Source organism: Phaeovulum sp. (assembly GCF_030684035.1).
Lineage (GTDB): Bacteria > Pseudomonadota > Alphaproteobacteria > Rhodobacterales > Rhodobacteraceae > UBA6213.
Map to the genome: position 1 here is coordinate 22,109 of NZ_JAUXPI010000058.1, position 17,910 is coordinate 40,018.

Consider the following 17,910-nt stretch of genomic DNA (forward strand, 5'->3'; position numbering starts at 1 on the left):
GGATAACCCCTTGCCTACCGGCTTGCGCCGTCAGGCAATCGGGCCGGGCGAGGCTCCACCGGAGCCTCGCTTCCCCGGCCCTCGGTCCCGGCCCCTAGCCGTGGCTCGCCGCAACCGTTTTCAGCACCGAAAACCCGTAGAGCGCCTCGAAGCCCTTCTCGCGGCCATGCCCCGATTTGCCGACCCCGCCGAACGGCAGTTCTACCCCGCCCCCGGCCCCGTAATTGTTGAGGAAAACCTGCCCGGCGCGCAGACCCTTGGCCAGCCGCATCTGCCGCGCGCCGTTCTCACTCCAGACGCTCGCCACCAGCCCGAATTCGGTGCCATTGGCAATCGCCAGCGCTTCGGCCTCGTCGTCGAAGGCAATCACCACCTGCGCCGGGCCGAATATTTCCTCCTGTGCCAGCCGGTGGCCGGGGCGCACATCGGCCAGAAGCCGCGGCGCTACATAATGCCCGCCCGCCGGTGCCTCCGCCACAATCCGCCCCTCGGCGGCTACGGTAAGGTCTGACCCCGCTGCGAAATAACCCTCGACCACCGCCTTTTGCCGCGCCGAAATCAGCGGCCCGAGGTCGTGGTCGGCCATTGCCGGGCCAACGCGCAAGGCCCGGTAGCGCGCCGCCATCGCCTCGACCACTTCGGCGTAGCGCGACCGTTCCACCAGTATCCGCGAGGCGGCCGAACAGGTCTGCCCGGCGTTCTGGATGCCCGCGTTCACGAGGAAGGGCAGCGCCTTTTCCAGATCGGCATCGGCAAACACCAGTTGCGGAGACTTGCCCCCCAGCTCCAGCGTCACCGGCACGATGTTGCGCGCCGCCGCCGCCTGTACCAGCGAACCGACCCCCACCGAACCGGTAAACGAAAGGTGCCGCACCCGAGGATGCGCGGTCAGCGCCGCCCCCGCCTCTTCGCCAAGGCCCGGCACCACGTTCAGCGCGCCGGCGGGCAACCCCGCCTCCATCGCGATCCGCGCAAAAGCCAGCGCGGTCAGGCTCGCCTCTTCGGCAGGTTTCAACACCGCCGCGTTGCCCATCGCCAGCGCCGCCCCGACCGAGCGCCCGATGATCTGCATCGGGTAGTTCCAGGGCACGATATGCCCGGTTACCCCATGCGGCTCGCGCAGGGTATAAACCGTGTAGCCGGGCAGATAGGGGATGGTTTCGCCCATAACCTTGTCGGCGGCACCGGCGTAAAATTCCATGTAGCGCGCCAGTGCCACCGCATCGGCGCGCGCCTGCTTGAGCGGCTTGCCCACGTCCTGCGCCTCGATTTCGGCCAGGGCGTCGGCGCGTGACAGCACCATCTGCCCGATCCGCGCCAGAATGCGCCCCCGCTCGGTCGCGCTCAGCCGCCCCCAGTCGCCCGCCAGCGCCGCCTCGGCGGCGGCCACCGCCGCGTCGATCTCCCAATCGCCGCCGCGCGCGATCTCGGCCACCAGTTCGCCGGTCGAAGGGTTCTCCACCGGCAAATGCGCCGCCGGTTTCAGCCACCTGCCGCCGATCAGCATCTCGGTCGGGTCGAACCAGAGGGCGGTCACGGTCATGTCTGCGGCTCCATCCATGCGGCGGGTATTTGCGGCGTCGCCGCGACAAGGCGGCGGGTTACCTCGTGCTGCGGCGCGGCAAAAAGCGCCTCTGTCGGACCTTCCTCGACAATCCGGCCCGCCTCCATCACCAGCACCCGGTCGGTAATGGCGCGCACCACGCTCAGATCGTGGCTGATGAACAGATAGGCAAGCCCGTGGCTTCTGCGCAAACTGGCCAGAAGGTCAAGCACCTGCGCCCGGATCCGCACATCCAGTGCGCTCACCGCCTCGTCGAGCACAATCAGATCGGGTCGGGTAATCAGCGCGCGGGCAATGGCAATGCGCTGGCGCTGGCCGCCGGAGAACTCGTGAATATACTTGCGCCGGTCGTCGGGGTGCAGGCCAACCTCGACCAAAGCCTCCGCCACCCGCTCGCGCCAGTCGGCGGGGGCCTTTGGCAGCAGATGGAATGGCTCGGCGACCAGCCGGTCCACCCGCCAGCGCGGGTTGAAACTGCCATAGGGGTCTTGAAACACCACCTGCATCCCGGCGCGCAGCGCGTTCGGCAGCTTTGGCCCGACGCGGGTGCCAGAAAGCCTGATCTCGCCGCCCTGGAGGCTGTCGAGCCCCAGTATCGCCCGGGTCAGCGTCGATTTTCCGCAACCCGATGAACCCACCAGCCCAAGGCTCTCGCGCTGGTGCAGGGTGAAGGAAACCCCATCGACTGCGTGCAGCACCGGGCGCGGCGCAAAGGCCGAGGGCCGCGCGAGCGTATAGGCGCGCAGGGCGCGATCCACCTCCAGAAGCGGCACCGACAGGCCGATGTCAATCCGCGTGGGCTGATGCGCCGAGGCGGCAAAAAGTGCTGCGGTATAGGGGTGTTTGCGGGCGCGGAACAGCGCTTCGGTCGGCCCCTGTTCGACAATCCGCCCGGTCTGCATGACCGATGTGGTGTTTGCCAGGCCCGCAACCACGGCCAGATCGTGGGTGATGAGCAACAAGCCCATGCCCTCATCCTCGACCAGACCGCGCAGCAGCGCCAAAATCTGCGCCTGCGTCATGACATCAAGTGCCGTGGTCGGCTCGTCGGCAATCAACAGCGCGGGCTTCAGCGCGATGGCAAGCGCAATTGCCACCCGTTGCCGCTGCCCGCCCGAAAGCTCGTGCGGGAAAAGCCCCAAGCCAAAACGCGGCTCGGGCAGACCTACGCGGTCAAGCTTTTCGCGCGCAATCGCCAGTGCCTCGGCGCGGGGCAGGGCACGGTGCACCATCAGCGTTTCCGCCACCTGGTCGCCGATCGTCATCAGCGGGTTGAGCGCCGTCATCGGTTCCTGAAAGATCATGCCGATGCGGTTGCCGCGCAGGCCGCACATCGCCCTTTCGGTCTGGTTGAGCAGGTCCAGCCCTTCCAGCTCGGCGTGCCCTGTGGTCACTGCCCCCTCCGGTAGCAGCCCCATCAACGCCAGCGCGGTCAGCGACTTGCCCGAACCGCTTTCGCCCACCAGCCCGAAAATCTCGCCAGGTTGCAGCGCAAAGCTCACCTTTTCCAAAAGCGGCGTGCCGTTGATCGAAACCGAAAGGTCGGTGACCGAAAGCAAGCTCATCTCGCGTGCCTCAGCCTTGGGTCGAGCGCGTCGCGCAGCCCGTCGCCCAGAAGGTTGAGGCCCAGCACCGTGGCGACAATGGCAAGGCCGGGGAATATGGCAACATGCGGGGCCAGCGTCACCATCGTCTGCGCTTCGGCCAGCATCCGCCCCCAGCTTGGCAACGGCGGCTGCGCGCCAAGGCCAACGTAGCTCAAGCCCGCTTCCGCCAGAATCCCCAGCGAAAACTGGATCGTGCCCTGCACGATCAACAGGTTGGCGATGTTGGGCAGAACATGTTCCAGCGAAATCCGCGCCCGCCCCTTGCCCGCGACCTGCGCCGAGCGGATGTAATCGAGCGTCCAGAGGCTGAGCGCGCCGCCACGGGTGACGCGGGCAAATACCGGAATGTTGAAAATGCCGATGGCGATGATGGCGTTGACCGCCGAGGGGCCGAAAACGGCGGTAATGAGAATCGCGATGACCAGAGAAGGGAAGGCAAAGATCAGATCATTGCCGCGCATCGTCAGCTCATCCGCCCAACCGGGCTTCGACGCCGCCAGCAGCCCCAGCGGCACGCCAATTCCCATGCCGATGCCCACCGCCACCAGCGCCACCGCCAGCGAAGTGCGCGCCCCCACCATCAGCATCGCCGCAATGTCGCGGCCGAAATGGTCGGTGCCAAGCCAATGCAAGGCAGACGGTGCCTGCAGCTTTTGCGAGATCACAAGCTCGGTCACGTCATAGGGCGTCCAGACCAGCGAGGTCAGCGCAGCGGCCAGTGCGACGCCCGCCAGAACGATGCCGATGGCAAGCCCCGGCCTCATCCGCGCGTCCTCAGCCTTGGGTCCACGGCGGCATAGGCAAGATCGGTCAGAAAGGTCACAAGAATCACCGCGAAAACAAGAATCATCACCACCGATTCCACCACGATCAGGTCGCGCTGGGTAATCGCCTGAAAGATCAGCCGCCCGAGGCCGGGAATGTAGAACACGTTCTCGATGATGATCGCCCCCGCCAGCAGGAAGGAAAACTGCATCCCCAGAATCGTCAGCACCGGGATCATCGCATTGCGCAGCGCGTGGCGGGTCAGCGCCTGCGCGCCGGTCAGCCCCTTGGCGCGCGCGGTGCGGATATAATCCTGCCCCAGCGTCTCGATCAGCGCCGAACGCAGCACCCGCGCCAATATTGCCGCTTGCGGCAGCGCCAGCGCCACAGCGGGAAGGGCAAGGGCGCGCAGCGCCATCAGCGGTGCATCCCAGCCGGGAAAGCCGCCTGCCGGAAAAATCCGCCAATGCAGCGCGAAGGCGAGCACCAGCAGCATCGCGAACCAGAAGTTCGGCACCGCGATTCCCAGCTGCGTGCCGCCCATCACCGCGTAATCTGGCCAGCGCCCGCGCCGCGCCGCCGCCAGAAGGCCGATCGGCAGCGCGATTGCGGTGGAAAGCACGAGCGCCAGCCCCGCCAGCGGCAATGAGATCAGCAGCCGGTCCGCCACCAGATCGGCCACCGGCACCTTGTAGGTGTAGGAAATGCCGAAATCGCCCACCAGCATGCCGCCCAGCCAGTTTGCATAGCGCGCCGGCAGCGACACGTTCAGCCCAAGGCTTTCGCGCAGCGCCGCCACCGTATCGGGGGCGGCGTTCATGCCTAGCATGTAGGCGGCGGGGTCACCCGGCACCACCTCGATGACCGCGAAAATAACCAGGCTCGCTGCAACCAGACTGGCCGCAAGCGAAAGCAGTCGCCGGAGCAGGTATCGCGCCATCTTCCCTCCCGTTTACCGCAGGCTAGCCCTTGCGCCCGCCGGGGTCCAGAGCCGCTCCGGGCCTTCGGCGTGGCGCAAAGCTGCAACAGTTGCCAGCGCATGCGCATTCCGTACCCCGGTTGCAGGCTGAATCCGGCGTTTCGCCCCGACGTTGCCACGCAGGGGGGCTTGACGTGATCACGACCGACAGGCCCAGATGCGCGCACGGCCTCGGCAAGGGGCAGGATTCGTGTGCAATTCCCGCAATCGCAGGAGCCAGTGTGTTCTACCCTGAAAATATCTCCCGGCGCGGCGCGCTTTCGCTTTGCCTTGGCTTTGCTGTCGCCGCCTGTGCCGGGCAGGAAACCGCTTTCGCGCCTTTGGTGCCGCCCGAATACGCCCCCCGGCAAGATGGTGAACGGGTCATTCCGGCGGTCAATCCCGGCTATCTGAACCAGCGCAACCGCCGCCAGTGGGTCGATTATACAGGCACCGAGCCGGTCGGCTCGCTTGTCGTCGATCCCTATGCGCGGTTTCTCTACCACATTTATGAACCGGGCAGGGCGATGCGCTTCGGCATTGCCGTGGGCCGCGAAGGGCGCGGTTTTCGCGGCAGCGCAACCGTGCTGCGGCGCGAGGAATACCCTTCCTGGACCCCCACCGCCAACATGGTCCGCCAGGAACCTGAAACCTACGCGGCGCTTGCGGGCGGCCTGCCCGGCGGGCTCGACAACCCGCTGGGCGCGCGCGCCCTCTACCTCTACCGCGACGGCAAGGATACGATGTATCGCATCCACGGCACCATGGACCCTTCGTCAATCGGCAAGGCCACTTCGGCGGGCTGCATCCGGCTGTTCAATCAGGACATCATTGACCTCTTCGACGAATCGCAGCTGGGCATGCGGGTGAAGGTGCGCACACCCGCGGAAAGCCTTGCGATGGAAGGTCCGGTGGTCGAGCTTTCCACCGGCTATCTGGTCGCTGCCTCCGACACTGCGGCAATCGAGGCCGACGCTGAAATGGTTGCCGCCAATGCGGCCGCAGAGGCTGCGGCCCTTGCCGCCGCCGCGGCTACCCCGGCACCGACCCCGGCAACCAGCGGCTGAAACCACCGCGATTGAAAACGCCGCCCCCCGCGTGGGGAGCGGCGCATTTCGTTCCGAAGCCGGGGCTCAATCGACCCAGTGCACGGCGGTCAGATCATTCGCCTGGGTCGGCGAATTCTCCCAAAGCCCGACGAGCTTGGCATTGGCGACGCCGGTCTTGGCCAACTGGAACAGATAGCCGTTGACATAGTCCTTGGCGATCATCTCCTGCGCCTGACGCAGCAATTCCGAACGCGCAGTGGCGTCAGTGGTGCCTTTGAGCTTGTCGATGAGCGCCACGAATTCGGGCCGCGCGTATTGGAAATAATAGTCAGGCCGCGAATAGATATCGATATCCATCGGCTCGGTATGGCTGACGATGGTCAGGTCAAAGTCCTTGCCACGGAACACCTGTTCCAGCCACTGCGCCCATTCGAGGTTGCTGATCTCGGTCTCGATCCCCACGGCGCGCAACTGCGCCGCGATGATTTCGCCACCGCGCCGCGCATAGGTGGGCGGCGGCAGCGCCAGCCGCAACTTGATGCCGCTCAGGCCTGCGTCGGCGAGGATCTTTTTCGCCATTTCCTGGTTATAGGCCGAAAGTCCGGTCAGATCGACATAGTCGGGGTTGTGCGGGGCAAAATGCGTGCCAATCGGCGTGCCATAGCCGAACATCGCGCCGTCGATGATGTCTTGCCGGTTGATCGCATGGGCAATCGCCTCGCGCAGCTTCACATTGTCGAGCGGCGCGACCTTGTTGTTCATCGCCAGAATGGTTTCGCCCTCGGTCGAGCCGACGATCACCTTGAAGCGCGGATCGGCGGCCAGAAGCGGCAGCGTTTCCGGCGCGGGGAAGTTCGGGAAGGCATCGACATCGCCCGCCATCATCGCGGCAAATGCCGCCGTCGGGTCCGAGATGAACCGGAATGTGGCGCGCGCAAGGGCCGGCTTGCCCCCCCAGTAGTCTTCGTTGGCGGTCAAGGTCACATGATCGCCCTGCACCCATTCGGAAAACACGAAGGGCCCGGTGCCGACCGGATTGGTGGCCAGCGTCGCGGCACTTTCGGGTGCCACGATCACCGCATCGCCCCAGGCCATTTTCCACGGGAAAGCACCATCCGGCTCTTTCAGGGTAATCACGATGTTGCCCAGCTCGAACACTTCAACCAGGTCAATTCCGGCGAACAGCGGCTTTTGCGCGTTGGTGCTGTCTTCGGCGCGGGCGCGGTTGAGACTGAACTCTACGTCATAGGCATCAAACGTGGTGCCGTCGTGGAATTTCACGTCCGAACGCAGAAAGAAGGTCCAGATCCTGCCATCCGCCGAAACTTCCCAGGCCTCGGCCAGCCCTGGAAGCACCGCGCCGTCAGCCCCAAATCGGGTCAGGCCTTCGAACACGTTTGCATAGACCACCTCATCAATCGCCGCTGCGGCCCCCGCAGTCGGGTCGAGGTTTGGCGGCTCCAGCACCATGCCCACGGTAATCGCATCGGGCGCGGCCCAAGCCATTCCGGTGCTCACAAGCAGCGCCGCAAACGCCGGTTTGAACAAGCTCTTCATGTATGTCTCCTTGTCTGACCCGAGTGCGCAGGCGCGTCTTCGGTCGGCCGCATGATTGCCCCGAACCCCCCGCCAATCAAGCCCAATGCACCAAGGGCCCGCCTTCGAAAAGAAATTTCCACCTGCGGAACGGCAGTTGCTGCACTCACTGCGCCAACAACTCCGCCAGCACCAGCGCCATCACCCGCGCGCTGTCGGCCATGTCATCCACCCCCACCCATTCGTCGGGCTGATGCGCAAGGTCGAGCACGCCCGGCCCATAGGCGATGCAGTTTTTCAGCCGCCCGATGCGGTCGATGTGTTTCTGGTCATAGGTGCCGGGGGAAACCACATATTGCGCCTCGCGCCCCAGCACGCGCGCGATTGCCGCGGCGGTGCTGCGCACAATCGGCGCTTCGCGGTCGGTCATGCTCGGCTGCACCTCGAACATGTCGCGCACCTCATAGGCGAATGTCGGCCGCGCCGCCTTGACCCGCTCCAGCAGTGCCGTCACCTCGCGCTTCACCTCGGCCACGTCCTCCTCGATCAGAAAGCGGCGGTCGATGATGATCCGGCAGCGGTCTGCAACGCAAGGCGCGGGCAGCCCGGTATTGCCTGCGGGCGGCTCTGCCTGCCCGCCGTGTATCGAGTTGATGTTGAGCGTCGATTGCCTGGCACCTTCGGGGATCACCGGCATTGCCGTGTGCTTGCCCGCCAGAAGCGGGTAAAGCGTCGCCTCGATCTCTTCCAGCACCGCGCCCATGTGGCGAATGGCCGAATCACCCAGGAATGGCATCGAGCCATGCGCGATCCGCCCCTTGGTCTCGATCTCGGCCCACCAGACGCCGCGATGGCCAAGGCAGATGCGGTCCTTGTGCAGGGGCTCGGGAATGATGACATGCTGCACCCGCTCGGGCGCGAACCAGCCCCGCTCGGCCAGATAGGCGACGCCGCCAAAGCCGCCCGATTCCTCATCCGCCGTGGCCGATATCTCGATTGCACCGCGAAAGCCGGGGCAGGCGGCAAGGAACGCCTCGGCGGCGATGATGCTGGCGGCAAGCCCGCCCTTCATGTCGCAGGCACCGCGGCCGTAAATGCGCCCGCCGTCCAGCTCGCCGCCAAACGGGTCGCGGCTCCAGCCGTGGCCCACTTCGACCACATCATGATGGCTGTTGAAATGCACGCAATCGCCCGGCCCGCCGCCCTCACGCCGCGCGATCAGGTTCCAGCGGGGAAATTGTTCGCTGTCGCCCGGTGCCCCCTCCGCGCGCACCATCGAAACGGCAAAGCCCTGCGGCTCCAGCCTTGCGGCGAGGTAGTCGCAAATCTCGCGGTAGTGCTGCCCCGGCGGATTGAGTGTCGGGATCCGGATCAGTTCTTGCGTCAGCGCGATCAGGCTTTCGCGGCGCGCGGCGATTTCGGCGTAAATGGCGGCAGTTTGGTCCATGTTGAAACGCTAGCGCCGCTGCCCGCCCCCCGCAACCGAAAGCGGTAGCGGGCGGGGCCGGATTTCGCTAGCTTTTCACCGGGCAGATCTGGAAATGCGATGCGACGCGCACCAGATTGTGAAGGTCGTTAACATTGGAGGCACCGATGCCGAGTTTTGAGGCGCAGATCGAGGAAAGCCAGAAGCAGGTGGCCGAAACCCAGGCCCGCATGGCCGCGCTGACCGCGCGGATCGAGGCGGCAAGGGTCAAGGCCGAGGCCGGGCAGGACATCACGCTTGACATCGAAAACGCCACGCTGACCGATGTGCAGGCGCATGCCGACCTGATGAACGCCAATATCGCCGAGCTTATCATGGGCCTTGACGATGTGACCGCCGGGTTTTCGCGCGATTTCGACCAGATGCGCACCAAGACCGGTTGGGAAAGCTTCGTTGGCGTCTTCGCGCGTGGAAAATCGGAAGCGATGCGGCAAGAGCGGCTGCGCACCGCCAGCATCGACGCCAAACTGCAAGACCTGATCGGCAAATCCGATGTGATCGTGCGGCTGCTGGAAGGCCAGCTTGCGGAACTGAACACCCAAAAGGCACGCGTCGAAACCAACCTGACCGACACGCTTGCCGATCGCGAGGCCACCGTGGCGGCGCTGGAATCGGTGCGCGCCGAGATTGAGGCGCTCGACCCGAAGATCATCGAATTGGAAAACAAGATCGCGGTGGAACAGGACGCGGCGGCGCGCACGCGGTTGGAGAGCGAACTGGCCGACCTCAACGTGCGCCACAACGCCTTGGTGCAGGACGAGCAGGTGAAGCTCGCCAAAAGCCAGACGCTGGAGCGCTACATCGAAAAGGGCAAGACCTGGGTGGATAGCCTGCAAAATCAGGCCGCGACGCAAATGGTGCTGATCAACAAGCTCGCCACCGATACCAAGCAGCGCGTGGTGCTCTATGACGCGCTGACCAAATCGCTGAAAACCGCGCAGCAGCAGGACGTGGCACACCGCATCAACGAAATCGGCGTGCAGACCGACCAGGAGGCGCAGACCGCGATGGCGGGCATTGGCGCCGCCACCAACCAGCGTATGGCCGAAATGCTGGAAGCCCACGAAGGCCACATGGTCTTCGCCCGCAAGGTGCTGGAGCAAAAGGCGAAAGCCGACGAACGCTTTGCCCGCCGCTTCGCCGCGATCGTCGAAAAACACGACAAGAACCTTTATGGTGGCTGAAGCAAACCTGACCCGCGACCACAAGCGGCTGGATGATGACCTTGCCGCGCGGCGCTACTTTGCCAAGTTCGACCGCATCACCCGGCTCTTGGTGTCGGTGGCCGGTGCGATGGAGGCTGACCGATCCCTGAGCCGCCGCGATACCGGCGTGCTCGCGGGCTATGTGAACGCAATATCGGCCAGCTTCCGGGCGCTATCGCTCAAATACCTGGTTTCGGGGCGTGTCGACGGGCTTCTGGCCAAGCACCTGACGATCGATCTGCACGAAAGCGGTTTTCCGATTTATCAGGAACTGGCGAGCATGGCGAATGACGCGGCGCAGGCGGCGCTGCATCTGCGCGGCATTGCGGCGGTGGCCGAGATCAAGGACGAGATGATCCGCCAGATTGTCGGTGCCCGCGAAATACCCACCAGGCTGCAATATGCATTGAGCCAGCGGCTTTATTACGAGACGCTGGCCAAGGGCGGGCTCTACTGGCCGCAAATGCACCCGACCGCGCAATGGCTGGCCGACCTGCCGAAAGGGCGGCGCAGCTACCTTCTGCACTGGGCGGTTTATGACAGCCAGCTCAACGTGCCGGTGGTCTATCTGCTGGAAGCCGAAGACAGCGGCAGGCGTGCGCTGCCGCTCGATCAGGGGCGCTGGCCGCAGGTGCAGGCACATCTTCTGGCGCAATCGCTGGGCGGGCTGAAGCTGGTCACCATCGCGGGCGGGTTCGATGCAGACTTTGACGACCTGCACCCCAAACGCCTGCGCCGCATCCACCTTGGCCCGATGTATTCGAGCGTCTACACCCTGCAAACCGGCCCGATCCGCGAGGTGCTGGAAGAGGCGCATGCGCCCGAAGGCGAAGACTGGGCGCTGGCCTGGGCGGTGGAAGAGCTTGAGAGCGAGCGGGTAGAATGGGAAAAGGGATGGTTCAGCCAGACCGAGCGCCAGGTATTCCGGCTTGACCCGTTTTCCGGGCGCGGTGCCGACCTCGGGGCAACCCGGCTGGCGCGGTCGATCATTCTGCCGCAGCGCCCGTTTCAGGTGCTGGCCGAAAAGGACCCCGAAGGGTTCCGCGAGGTGCGCAAGTTCGTGGTCGGGCGCGAGGGGCGGGTGCTGGTTTACAACTAGGCCGGGGCAAGGCCGGGGGTTTTCCACCCCCGGACCCCCGGAGGATATTTCTGCTGAAGCAATTGCAGGGAATTCGAGATGAGCATGCCGCGCGACGAGATGGAGCTGAAGGAAGAGGCGATCCGGGCACATTATGCCGCGGCGGCGGCACTGCTCGCCGGGCTTGACCACGCGCCGCGGCTGGCGAAGGCGATAGCGATAGAGCCGGTGGCGGAACGCTCGCCCGGCATCGGCGCGCGGCCGCGGTTCCGCTCGACCACGCCGGGGCTGGTGACGCGTTCCGTGGCGCGCGCCGAAGGGGTGCGGCTGGCCGAGCGGGTGCTGGCGGTGGGCGGCGACGATCTGCCGGGGCCGATGCGCGCCGCGGTGGTGCAAGGGCTGCGCCGGGCGTTGGCGATTGCGCTGGCGGTGGGCGAGGAATTTGCAACGGCGACGGGCCTCGCGGAACTGAAAAAGGCCAATCTGGAAGCGCGGCTGCCGGGCGCGAAGGCGGGCGAGTTTGGCGAGTTGCTGAGTGCCGAGGCGCTGGCGGTGCTCTCGGTTTTCGCCAATGCCACGGCGTTTCTGCTGGCACCGCAGGCTAGCGAGGTGACGGTCGAGGTTGGGGCGGTCGAGGAGATATTGACCGACAACGCCAGCCTCGCGCTGCACGGCGCGCTTTGGGAGCTGGATCAGGACATCGCCGCCTTCTCCAGCGACGAGGCGCGGTTGGTGGCGGTGGTGCTGGCCTATGCCGAGCAGTTGATGGAAAAGCTGCGGCTGCGCGCCGAAAGTGCGCCACGGCTCGGGGCGTTCACCGGTGCCAACTGGCGGGTGGCGGCAGATGATTTTCCGATCGCGGGGTTTGCCCCGGCGCGCAAGGCCAAGGGCACGACGCTCAGCATGGCGTTCAAGAAGCCCAATGAGGTGGTCGGGAACCACATCGCCAAATACCAGTCGATGCGGCTGGCGAAGATGCTGATGGCCTATGATTTCGACCGCCGCCTGAACCCTTTTGCCGAAATGGGCGGCTTCATCTTCACCTTCATGGGCGACGGCAAGCCGGGCACCGGCAAGACCACGCTCATTCAGATGATGGCGGGATTGCTGAACGATTACTGCAAGGTGGCGGGCTACCCGTTCCGCTACCAGAACCTGAGCATCGACAATGTCGACAGCTATCAGGGCAAGTCGGGGCAGAACGCCAAGGCCTTCATCACCTCGGTGATGGACCCGGCGGTGATCGGCTTTGGCACGGTCGATGACATCGATCAGGTGGCGGGCAAGCGCGGTGATCGGCAAAGCTCCACCGGCCAGCAGGAAATAACCGCGGTGCTGATGGAGGCCTTTGCCGGGGCCAACACCGTGGTGCGCGGCAATTGCACGTTCGGGATGTTCTCGAACTACCCCGAGAATGTCGACGATGCCTTGCGCCAGCGGGCCGGGGCGCGGTTTCTGGTCGACGGGCCGCAAAGCCGCGAGGATTACATCGACATTCTGGCGCTGCTGCTGGGGCGCAACCACACCATCCCCTTGGGCGAGCACGATCTTTACGGCGCTCAGGAGATCCGGCGTGCGGTGGCGGAAAGCTTCGAGCGGCACGGGCGGCCGCAAGAGGCGGGGCTGGTGACGGTGTGGCAGGCGGTGGAAGGGCGGCTGGGGCGGCTTGATACGCTGGCCAAATTGGGGGCGTATCTGAAGGCCATTCAGGAGGCCGACCCGCGCTTTACCGGCCGCGCGGTCAAGAACATCACCGATGCGGTCAAGGTGCGGGCGATGGATTTCGAGTTGCCCGATCTCTGGATGGAAGACCCCGAGCTGTTCCTGTTTCGAGATTACGACGCCAAACGCGCGATGATCGCCGATCTGCGCACGCCGATCACGGTGGAAATGGTGGTGCAGGAAATCAACCGCTACGCCGACAGCGAGTTCCGCTATGCCGACAAGTCGGACGAGGCGGCGATTGAAGGGGCGGTGCGGGACATGCGGCGGATGGAAGAGGCGAAGCGAAGGTATCTGGAGGGGCGGGGGTGATGTGTGCAATTTGGAGTGTCATTGCGGATTGGGTTGTAGCTATTGCTGCATTACTTGGTGCCATAGCGGCGTGTCTGGGTGTCAATACTTGGAAAAAACAGAATGAATGGCAGGCAAACAGGGACTTGGTTCAAAGGCTCGTTATTGCGCTTGGTGTCTATCGAAGCGCCGTCCTGTCGGCGCGTAGGCCCGTAACGGATCGGGAAACTAGCGTCGGCGATTTGGATTCTGATACCGTTCCGGATGACGTAAGCGATAAGGGGCTCTACGCCGCATTCGTGACTCGACTCAAACAGATCAGAGAGGCGCGCAACGAACTGGATGGCCTGTTTCTTGAGACAGATGCGTTCTGGAAACCTGCCATAAGGTCAAAGTTTGAGGCGATTACCAAACAAGAAATCGACCTCACGCTCGGCGTCGACAACTTGCTCAACAGTCTGCGTGAAGATGACCCCGACACCGCGCGTGGATTTGCAGAGTTGATTGATGAGAGGGTGCTTTACGATAAGCTTTCCGATAGCGACGAGTTTCGCGCCAAGTTTGATAAGACACTGAGCGACGTGCATTCCTATTTGGCGGCGAAGGTGGGGAAATTGAAATGAGTCGGTTGGGAAAGGCGGCTCGCAATTGTCGCGCAGGTGCGCAATCCGAATCATCCTTCCGCCCGTGCGCCAGCACGGGCAGCGCCCGAACCGCCCCCACGGGGCGGGCGCTTTACGCCCACCCCTCGGTTCGGGCGCTGCCCTTCGCACTTTGCGGCACCGTAAGGTAACCCCATGAAACGCCTCATCACCCGCGGCCTGATGTACGGCAACCTGATCCGCATCGACGCGCCTGCCTTGGTCGAGCGCTACAACCGCGCCTTGAAGCAACTCTCCGGCCGCACCACCACCCTCACCGAATTCCACATCGACCTTGCCGGCTTTTCCCCCGAGATCGCCGATGAATTGGGCGATGAGCTTTATCTCAACCCCAAGGGCTGCAACCGGCAGTTCATCCTGCTTTCGACCGAGCAAAAGGACGCCCCCCTGCTCAACGCGCAGTTTTCCAACTGGCGCTCCATCCTGACCCGCTTCATCGAGGCCAACGAGGCGCAGCTATTCTCGCTCACCGCGCGCGATGCGGTGGCGGGGGAACTGGAGGATTCGGTCTACGAGGTTGATACCCCCGCCCGGCTATTCGATTTCAACCGCATCAGCGTGGTGGCCGATACCACCGGCGCGCATGTGGCCGAGGCGGCGAAGCTTGCCACCCTGATCGAGCGGTTCCGCAAGGAACCGGACGCCTGGTGGGATGACGTGCTGATCGCGCAAATGATTGGTCTCGCCAAGAAAACCGGCGATGTGACACGCCAGCCGGTGCTGCTTGGCTCTACCAGTTTCGAGACGCCGGATTTCTGGACCGCGCATTTCGGCGGGCTATACCTCTTTCGCTCGGTCGAACACCCGGCGGCGATTTCGGTGGGGCCGCGCGAGGCGCTGGGCAGCCTGCCGATCAAGAACCTTTATGACCTCAGCCAGCGCAACGAGGTGGCGAAGTTTCTGGAAATCAACGGCCTCGCCGAACCCATCGTGCGTGCGCGCGGCACCGATTCGGGCGCGATCTTGCGGCAGAAGATGGATTTCATTCTGGTCGAGGCGGCAACCCGGCTTGGCCTTGTCACCGGCGAAGGCACCACGCGCGCCGCCTTGCGCGCGGTGGCGCAATCCCTGGGCGCGCGGCTTCCCGATGAATTCCAGGGCCTTGCCGCGCTTCTGCGCTGGGTCGAGGCGGGCGGGCCATGGCCGCAGATGGATAGCCGCCACGCTGCCTATTTCTACACAATGCGCGCCACGCAGGGGCCCAACCGCGACCTGGTGAACATGCTCTTGGCCGAACTCGCGCCGCTGGATGTGCGCCAGCTTTTCATCTGCCACAAGGAACTGTTCTACCGCCTCTACGCCACCTGGCCCGAACCCAAGCGCGCCTATGTGGCAGATTTTCTGGGGCGCGAATATCAGCTAGACAAGGCTGGCGCGCGGGCAGAGCTGTTCGGCCCCGAACCCGACATGGCCAATGCCGCGCCCGCGCCGCAGCGTGATCTGGTGGAAATGGTCGGGCCCTGGGGCTCGGTGAAAGGCGGGCGAAAATGATCGGATTTCTGCGGGTGGCATTCTTCGCGCTCATCGGCCTGTCGGTGCTCTACTGGCTGCTGTCGCTCTATTCCCGCTCGACCGAGCGCGAGCGGCTGGAAAAGAAATGGGATGCCGCCCCGCCCGAAGATGCACCCGACCGCGAGGCCTACATTGAGGCGGGCATGGCGAAATACGAAAAGAGCCTTCGGCACAAGCTGATCTGGCTGGTCTACATCGTTCCGATGGCGGTGGTGGCGGTCATCATCTACATCGTGAACGCGCAATAGGAGGTGCCGATGTGGCGCTATGTCAAATGGGGTTTCCGCCTCTCGGTGGTGCTCACGCTGTTCCTGTTCCTGCATTACACGCTGCCGCAGCATGATATCGTGCGCATTACCGAAACCTACAACCGCATCACCACGGTCGGCGCGAATGCGCTGTTCTACGCCTCGCCCGATGCCGGCACCGCCGAGGGCACCAATACCCGCGACATCCGCTTTATCGCCACGGCGCGCCCGAACGACAAGGTGATCGTCTATCGCAACGAGGATACCGGGCTGATCTGGCCGCCCTATTTCAAATACGACAGTTCCAACCTTCAGGCAGAAGCCAGCAACCTGCGCTCCGACAAGATCAACCCGCAGTGGGTTTCGGTCACCCATTACGGCTGGCGGATACCGTTCTTCTCGATTTATCCGAATGCGGTGGCGGTAAAGGCGGTGGCAGGCCCCGATGTGCGGATCATCCCTTGGGTCAATATCGTCGTGCTGACCGTGCTCTTGCTCGTTGCGCTGATGTTGCGCCGGATGTGGCTGCAATTTCGCGAGCGCATGCTCGACCCGGTGGCACAGGACGTGGCCGAGGCCTGGGATGGGGTTGAAGACCGTGGCGAGGCGGCGGCGAAAAAGGCGCGCGGCATCTGGGGCCGGTTCGTCGATTGGCTTGGCACCTTTCGCGGCAGACCGCGCCGCTAGTCAAAGTCGCAGGAAATAGCCGTCGATCTGCCAATAGGCAGCGAGATCCGCGGCCCTGCCGCAACGCATCCCGAGCCGGTTCATGGCGTGAATGTCGAGCGACAAAAGCGCGGCGCAGCGGTAGCCATGCACCGCGCCTTCCTGCGCATGGCTGCCGGGGGCAAACATCCGCTCGATCGCGGCAGCGGCATCAACCAGCGCCATTACCAGATCAAGCGGGTCTGCCTCGGGCCAGCGCGCGGCCAGATCGCGCACCAGCGCGCGCCAGCCCTCGCCCTGGGCCAGCAGCCGCCCGACCGCGAACTCGGTAGGTTCGTGCTCAGAACCGCGCGCCATACCCCTGCCACCCGCACCCCACCCGACCAAGGGGATAGCGGGCCGGGCGGGCAATGCAATCCTGATGCGTCGCATTCTATCTAAATTGGTCTCGCTCGCGCCCGGCGCGGTCGTGGCGCAACCCCCGGCTCCGATTTTGCGCACAATGCGTTGAAGCGGCGGCATCAAGGCGCTAGCCTTGGTGGATGGCCAGCCGAAAGCGGCCGCAGCAACAGGAACCTGCCCGCCCATGACCCCGGATGCCAAGACCCCGCAGTTTCCGCGCAACCCGGGCCACGCCTTCGCAGCCGACTGGTTCGAGCGCGTCGCGGTAAACACCCCCGCGGCAGGGCGCCGCAGCGAAAGCCTTGCCGGGCGGCGCAGCCTGAAGAAGGAATGGCAGGCCGCATGGCTTGTCAACGCGATCCGCTGCATGGACCTGACCACGCTGGCGGGTGACGACACGCCCGACCGCGTAGCCCGGCTTTGCGCCAAGGCGCGCCGACCGCTGGCCGATCACATTCTCGCCGGGCTCGGCCTTGAGGCGGTGCAGACCGGCGCGGTCTGCGTCTATCCGACCATGGTCGCCCCGGCGGTAAAGGCGCTTGCCGGGTCCGGCATTCCGGTCGCCTCGGTCGCCACCGGCTTTCCGGCTGGCCTGATGCCGCTGAAACTCCGCCTCGCCGAGATACACTACTCGGTCGAAGAAGGCGCGGCCGAGATTGACATCGTGATTTCGCGCGGCCTCGCGCTCGGCGGCGAATGGGCCGCGCTTCACGACGAAATCGCCGCCATGCGCGAGGCAGCGGGGGCGGCGCATATGAAGGCGATCCTCGCCACCGGCGAATTGCGCACCCTGCGCAACGTCTACAAGGCCAGCGTGGTGGCAATGCAGGCAGGTGCCGATTTCATCAAGACCTCGACCGGCAAGGAGGGTGTCAACGCCACCCTGCCGGTCAGCCTGATCATGGCCCGCGCGCTGCGCGATTATGGCGCGCGCACCGGCTTCAAGATCGGCTTCAAGCCCGCAGGGGGCATGAAAACCGCAAAGGACGCGCTTGCGTGGCAGGTGCTGATGATGGAGGAACTGGGGCGCGACTGGCTGCGCCCCGACCTGTTCCGCCTCGGTGCCTCGTCAATGCTGGGCGACATCGAGCGGCAGCTCGAACATTTCGTCACCGGGCGCTATGCGTCCTCGTCGCGCCACGCGCTTGCCTGAGGGATG

Annotated in this window: 16 protein-coding genes; 9 read left to right on the forward strand and 7 right to left on the reverse strand. The window is 64.7% G+C overall.

Features of this window, described 5'->3' with window-relative positions:
- Positions 1-94: 94 nt before the first annotated feature.
- The 4 genes from Q8J98_RS13090 to Q8J98_RS13105 are packed head-to-tail and all read right to left on the reverse strand — an operon-like array spanning position 95 to position 4,876.
- A complete protein-coding gene (locus Q8J98_RS13090) occupies positions 95-1,543 on the reverse strand; it encodes an aldehyde dehydrogenase family protein (RefSeq protein ID WP_305294753.1) in 1,449 nt (482 codons plus the stop codon).
- Positions 1,540-3,129 carry an ABC transporter ATP-binding protein gene (locus tag Q8J98_RS13095; RefSeq protein ID WP_305294755.1) on the reverse strand — a complete coding sequence of 530 codons (1,590 nt, stop codon included), beginning with the start codon at positions 3,127-3,129 and terminating at the stop codon, positions 1,540-1,542. The genes Q8J98_RS13090 and Q8J98_RS13095 overlap by 4 nt, the downstream gene beginning before the upstream one ends.
- Entirely contained in the window at positions 3,126-3,935 is an 810-nt protein-coding gene (locus Q8J98_RS13100; RefSeq protein WP_305294756.1) for an ABC transporter permease, read from the reverse strand. Before Q8J98_RS13100 ends, Q8J98_RS13095 begins: the two co-directional genes overlap by 4 nt.
- Positions 3,932-4,876: an ABC transporter permease gene (locus Q8J98_RS13105; RefSeq protein WP_305183675.1), complete on the reverse strand. Its 945-nt coding sequence runs from the start codon at positions 4,874-4,876 to the stop codon at positions 3,932-3,934. The genes Q8J98_RS13100 and Q8J98_RS13105 overlap by 4 nt, the downstream gene beginning before the upstream one ends.
- 260 nt (positions 4,877-5,136) lie before the next feature.
- Between Q8J98_RS13105 and Q8J98_RS13110 the strand changes: the two genes are divergently transcribed.
- Positions 5,137-5,961 carry a L,D-transpeptidase gene (locus tag Q8J98_RS13110; RefSeq protein WP_305294757.1) on the forward strand — a complete coding sequence of 275 codons (825 nt, stop codon included), beginning with the start codon at positions 5,137-5,139 and terminating at the stop codon, positions 5,959-5,961.
- A gap of 66 nt (positions 5,962-6,027) precedes the next feature.
- Here the strand turns inward: Q8J98_RS13110 and Q8J98_RS13115 are convergent, their stop codons facing one another.
- The gene (locus Q8J98_RS13115) at positions 6,028-7,500 is read right to left on the reverse strand and encodes an ABC transporter substrate-binding protein (protein WP_305294758.1); all 1,473 of its coding nucleotides are present in this window, start codon (positions 7,498-7,500) and stop codon (positions 6,028-6,030) included.
- A gap of 145 nt (positions 7,501-7,645) precedes the next feature.
- The gene (locus Q8J98_RS13120) at positions 7,646-8,926 is read right to left on the reverse strand and encodes an acetylornithine deacetylase/succinyl-diaminopimelate desuccinylase family protein (protein ID WP_305294759.1); all 1,281 of its coding nucleotides are present in this window, start codon (positions 8,924-8,926) and stop codon (positions 7,646-7,648) included.
- A 146-nt stretch (positions 8,927-9,072) separates the two neighbouring features.
- Between Q8J98_RS13120 and Q8J98_RS13125 the strand changes: the two genes are divergently transcribed.
- The 7 genes from Q8J98_RS13125 (at position 9,073) to Q8J98_RS13155 (ending at position 16,370) form a co-directional block, all read left to right on the forward strand.
- Positions 9,073-10,149 carry a hypothetical protein gene (locus Q8J98_RS13125; protein ID WP_305183679.1) on the forward strand — a complete coding sequence of 359 codons (1,077 nt, stop codon included), beginning with the start codon at positions 9,073-9,075 and terminating at the stop codon, positions 10,147-10,149.
- Positions 10,139-11,269, forward strand: coding sequence for a hypothetical protein (locus tag Q8J98_RS13130; protein ID WP_305294761.1), 1,131 nt, complete (start codon positions 10,139-10,141; stop codon positions 11,267-11,269). The genes Q8J98_RS13125 and Q8J98_RS13130 overlap by 11 nt, the downstream gene beginning before the upstream one ends.
- 78 nt (positions 11,270-11,347) lie before the next feature.
- Positions 11,348-13,282, forward strand: a complete 1,935-nt coding sequence (locus Q8J98_RS13135; protein WP_305294762.1) for an ATP-binding protein — start codon at positions 11,348-11,350, stop codon at positions 13,280-13,282.
- Positions 13,282-13,884 (forward strand): hypothetical protein, encoded by a 603-nt coding sequence (locus tag Q8J98_RS13140; RefSeq protein WP_305294763.1) that lies wholly within the window; start codon positions 13,282-13,284, stop codon positions 13,882-13,884. The genes Q8J98_RS13135 and Q8J98_RS13140 overlap by 1 nt, the downstream gene beginning before the upstream one ends.
- A gap of 174 nt (positions 13,885-14,058) precedes the next feature.
- Positions 14,059-15,414 carry a DUF6638 family protein gene (locus Q8J98_RS13145; protein ID WP_305294764.1) on the forward strand — a complete coding sequence of 452 codons (1,356 nt, stop codon included), beginning with the start codon at positions 14,059-14,061 and terminating at the stop codon, positions 15,412-15,414.
- Positions 15,411-15,683, forward strand: coding sequence for a hypothetical protein (locus Q8J98_RS13150; protein ID WP_305294765.1), 273 nt, complete (start codon positions 15,411-15,413; stop codon positions 15,681-15,683). The genes Q8J98_RS13145 and Q8J98_RS13150 overlap by 4 nt, the downstream gene beginning before the upstream one ends.
- A 9-nt stretch (positions 15,684-15,692) precedes the next feature.
- A complete protein-coding gene (locus tag Q8J98_RS13155; protein WP_305294766.1) occupies positions 15,693-16,370 on the forward strand; it encodes a DUF1523 family protein in 678 nt (225 codons plus the stop codon).
- On the opposite strand, the gene Q8J98_RS13160 is transcribed toward Q8J98_RS13155, so the two are convergent.
- Positions 16,371-16,706 (reverse strand): hypothetical protein, encoded by a 336-nt coding sequence (locus Q8J98_RS13160; protein WP_305294768.1) that lies wholly within the window; start codon positions 16,704-16,706, stop codon positions 16,371-16,373.
- Between the two features lie 229 nt (positions 16,707-16,935).
- Between Q8J98_RS13160 and deoC the strand changes: the two genes are divergently transcribed.
- A complete protein-coding gene (gene deoC, locus Q8J98_RS13165; protein ID WP_305294770.1) occupies positions 16,936-17,904 on the forward strand; it encodes a deoxyribose-phosphate aldolase in 969 nt (322 codons plus the stop codon).
- Positions 17,905-17,910 lie beyond the last annotated feature (6 nt).

Bases quoted from the DNA above. Each gene is read 5' to 3' on its own strand.
- Q8J98_RS13090 (WP_305294753.1), bottom strand. From the start codon at position 1,543: ATGACCGTGACCGCCCTCTGGTTCGACCCGACCGAGATGCTGATCGGC.
- Q8J98_RS13095 (WP_305294755.1), bottom strand. From the start codon at position 3,129: ATGAGCTTGCTTTCGGTCACCGACCTTTCGGTTTCGATCAACGGCACG.
- Q8J98_RS13100 (WP_305294756.1), bottom strand. From the start codon at position 3,935: ATGAGGCCGGGGCTTGCCATCGGCATCGTTCTGGCGGGCGTCGCACTG.
- Q8J98_RS13105 (WP_305183675.1), bottom strand. From the start codon at position 4,876: ATGGCGCGATACCTGCTCCGGCGACTGCTTTCGCTTGCGGCCAGTCTG.
- Q8J98_RS13115 (WP_305294758.1), bottom strand. From the start codon at position 7,500: ATGAAGAGCTTGTTCAAACCGGCGTTTGCGGCGCTGCTTGTGAGCACC.
- Q8J98_RS13120 (WP_305294759.1), bottom strand. From the start codon at position 8,926: ATGGACCAAACTGCCGCCATTTACGCCGAAATCGCCGCGCGCCGCGAA.
- Q8J98_RS13125 (WP_305183679.1), top strand. From the start codon at position 9,073: ATGCCGAGTTTTGAGGCGCAGATCGAGGAAAGCCAGAAGCAGGTGGCC.
- Q8J98_RS13130 (WP_305294761.1), top strand. From the start codon at position 10,139: ATGGTGGCTGAAGCAAACCTGACCCGCGACCACAAGCGGCTGGATGAT.
- Q8J98_RS13135 (WP_305294762.1), top strand. From the start codon at position 11,348: ATGAGCATGCCGCGCGACGAGATGGAGCTGAAGGAAGAGGCGATCCGG.
- Q8J98_RS13140 (WP_305294763.1), top strand. From the start codon at position 13,282: ATGTGTGCAATTTGGAGTGTCATTGCGGATTGGGTTGTAGCTATTGCT.
- Q8J98_RS13145 (WP_305294764.1), top strand. From the start codon at position 14,059: ATGAAACGCCTCATCACCCGCGGCCTGATGTACGGCAACCTGATCCGC.
- Q8J98_RS13150 (WP_305294765.1), top strand. From the start codon at position 15,411: ATGATCGGATTTCTGCGGGTGGCATTCTTCGCGCTCATCGGCCTGTCG.
- Q8J98_RS13155 (WP_305294766.1), top strand. From the start codon at position 15,693: ATGTGGCGCTATGTCAAATGGGGTTTCCGCCTCTCGGTGGTGCTCACG.
- Q8J98_RS13160 (WP_305294768.1), bottom strand. From the start codon at position 16,706: ATGGCGCGCGGTTCTGAGCACGAACCTACCGAGTTCGCGGTCGGGCGG.
- deoC (WP_305294770.1), top strand. From the start codon at position 16,936: ATGACCCCGGATGCCAAGACCCCGCAGTTTCCGCGCAACCCGGGCCAC.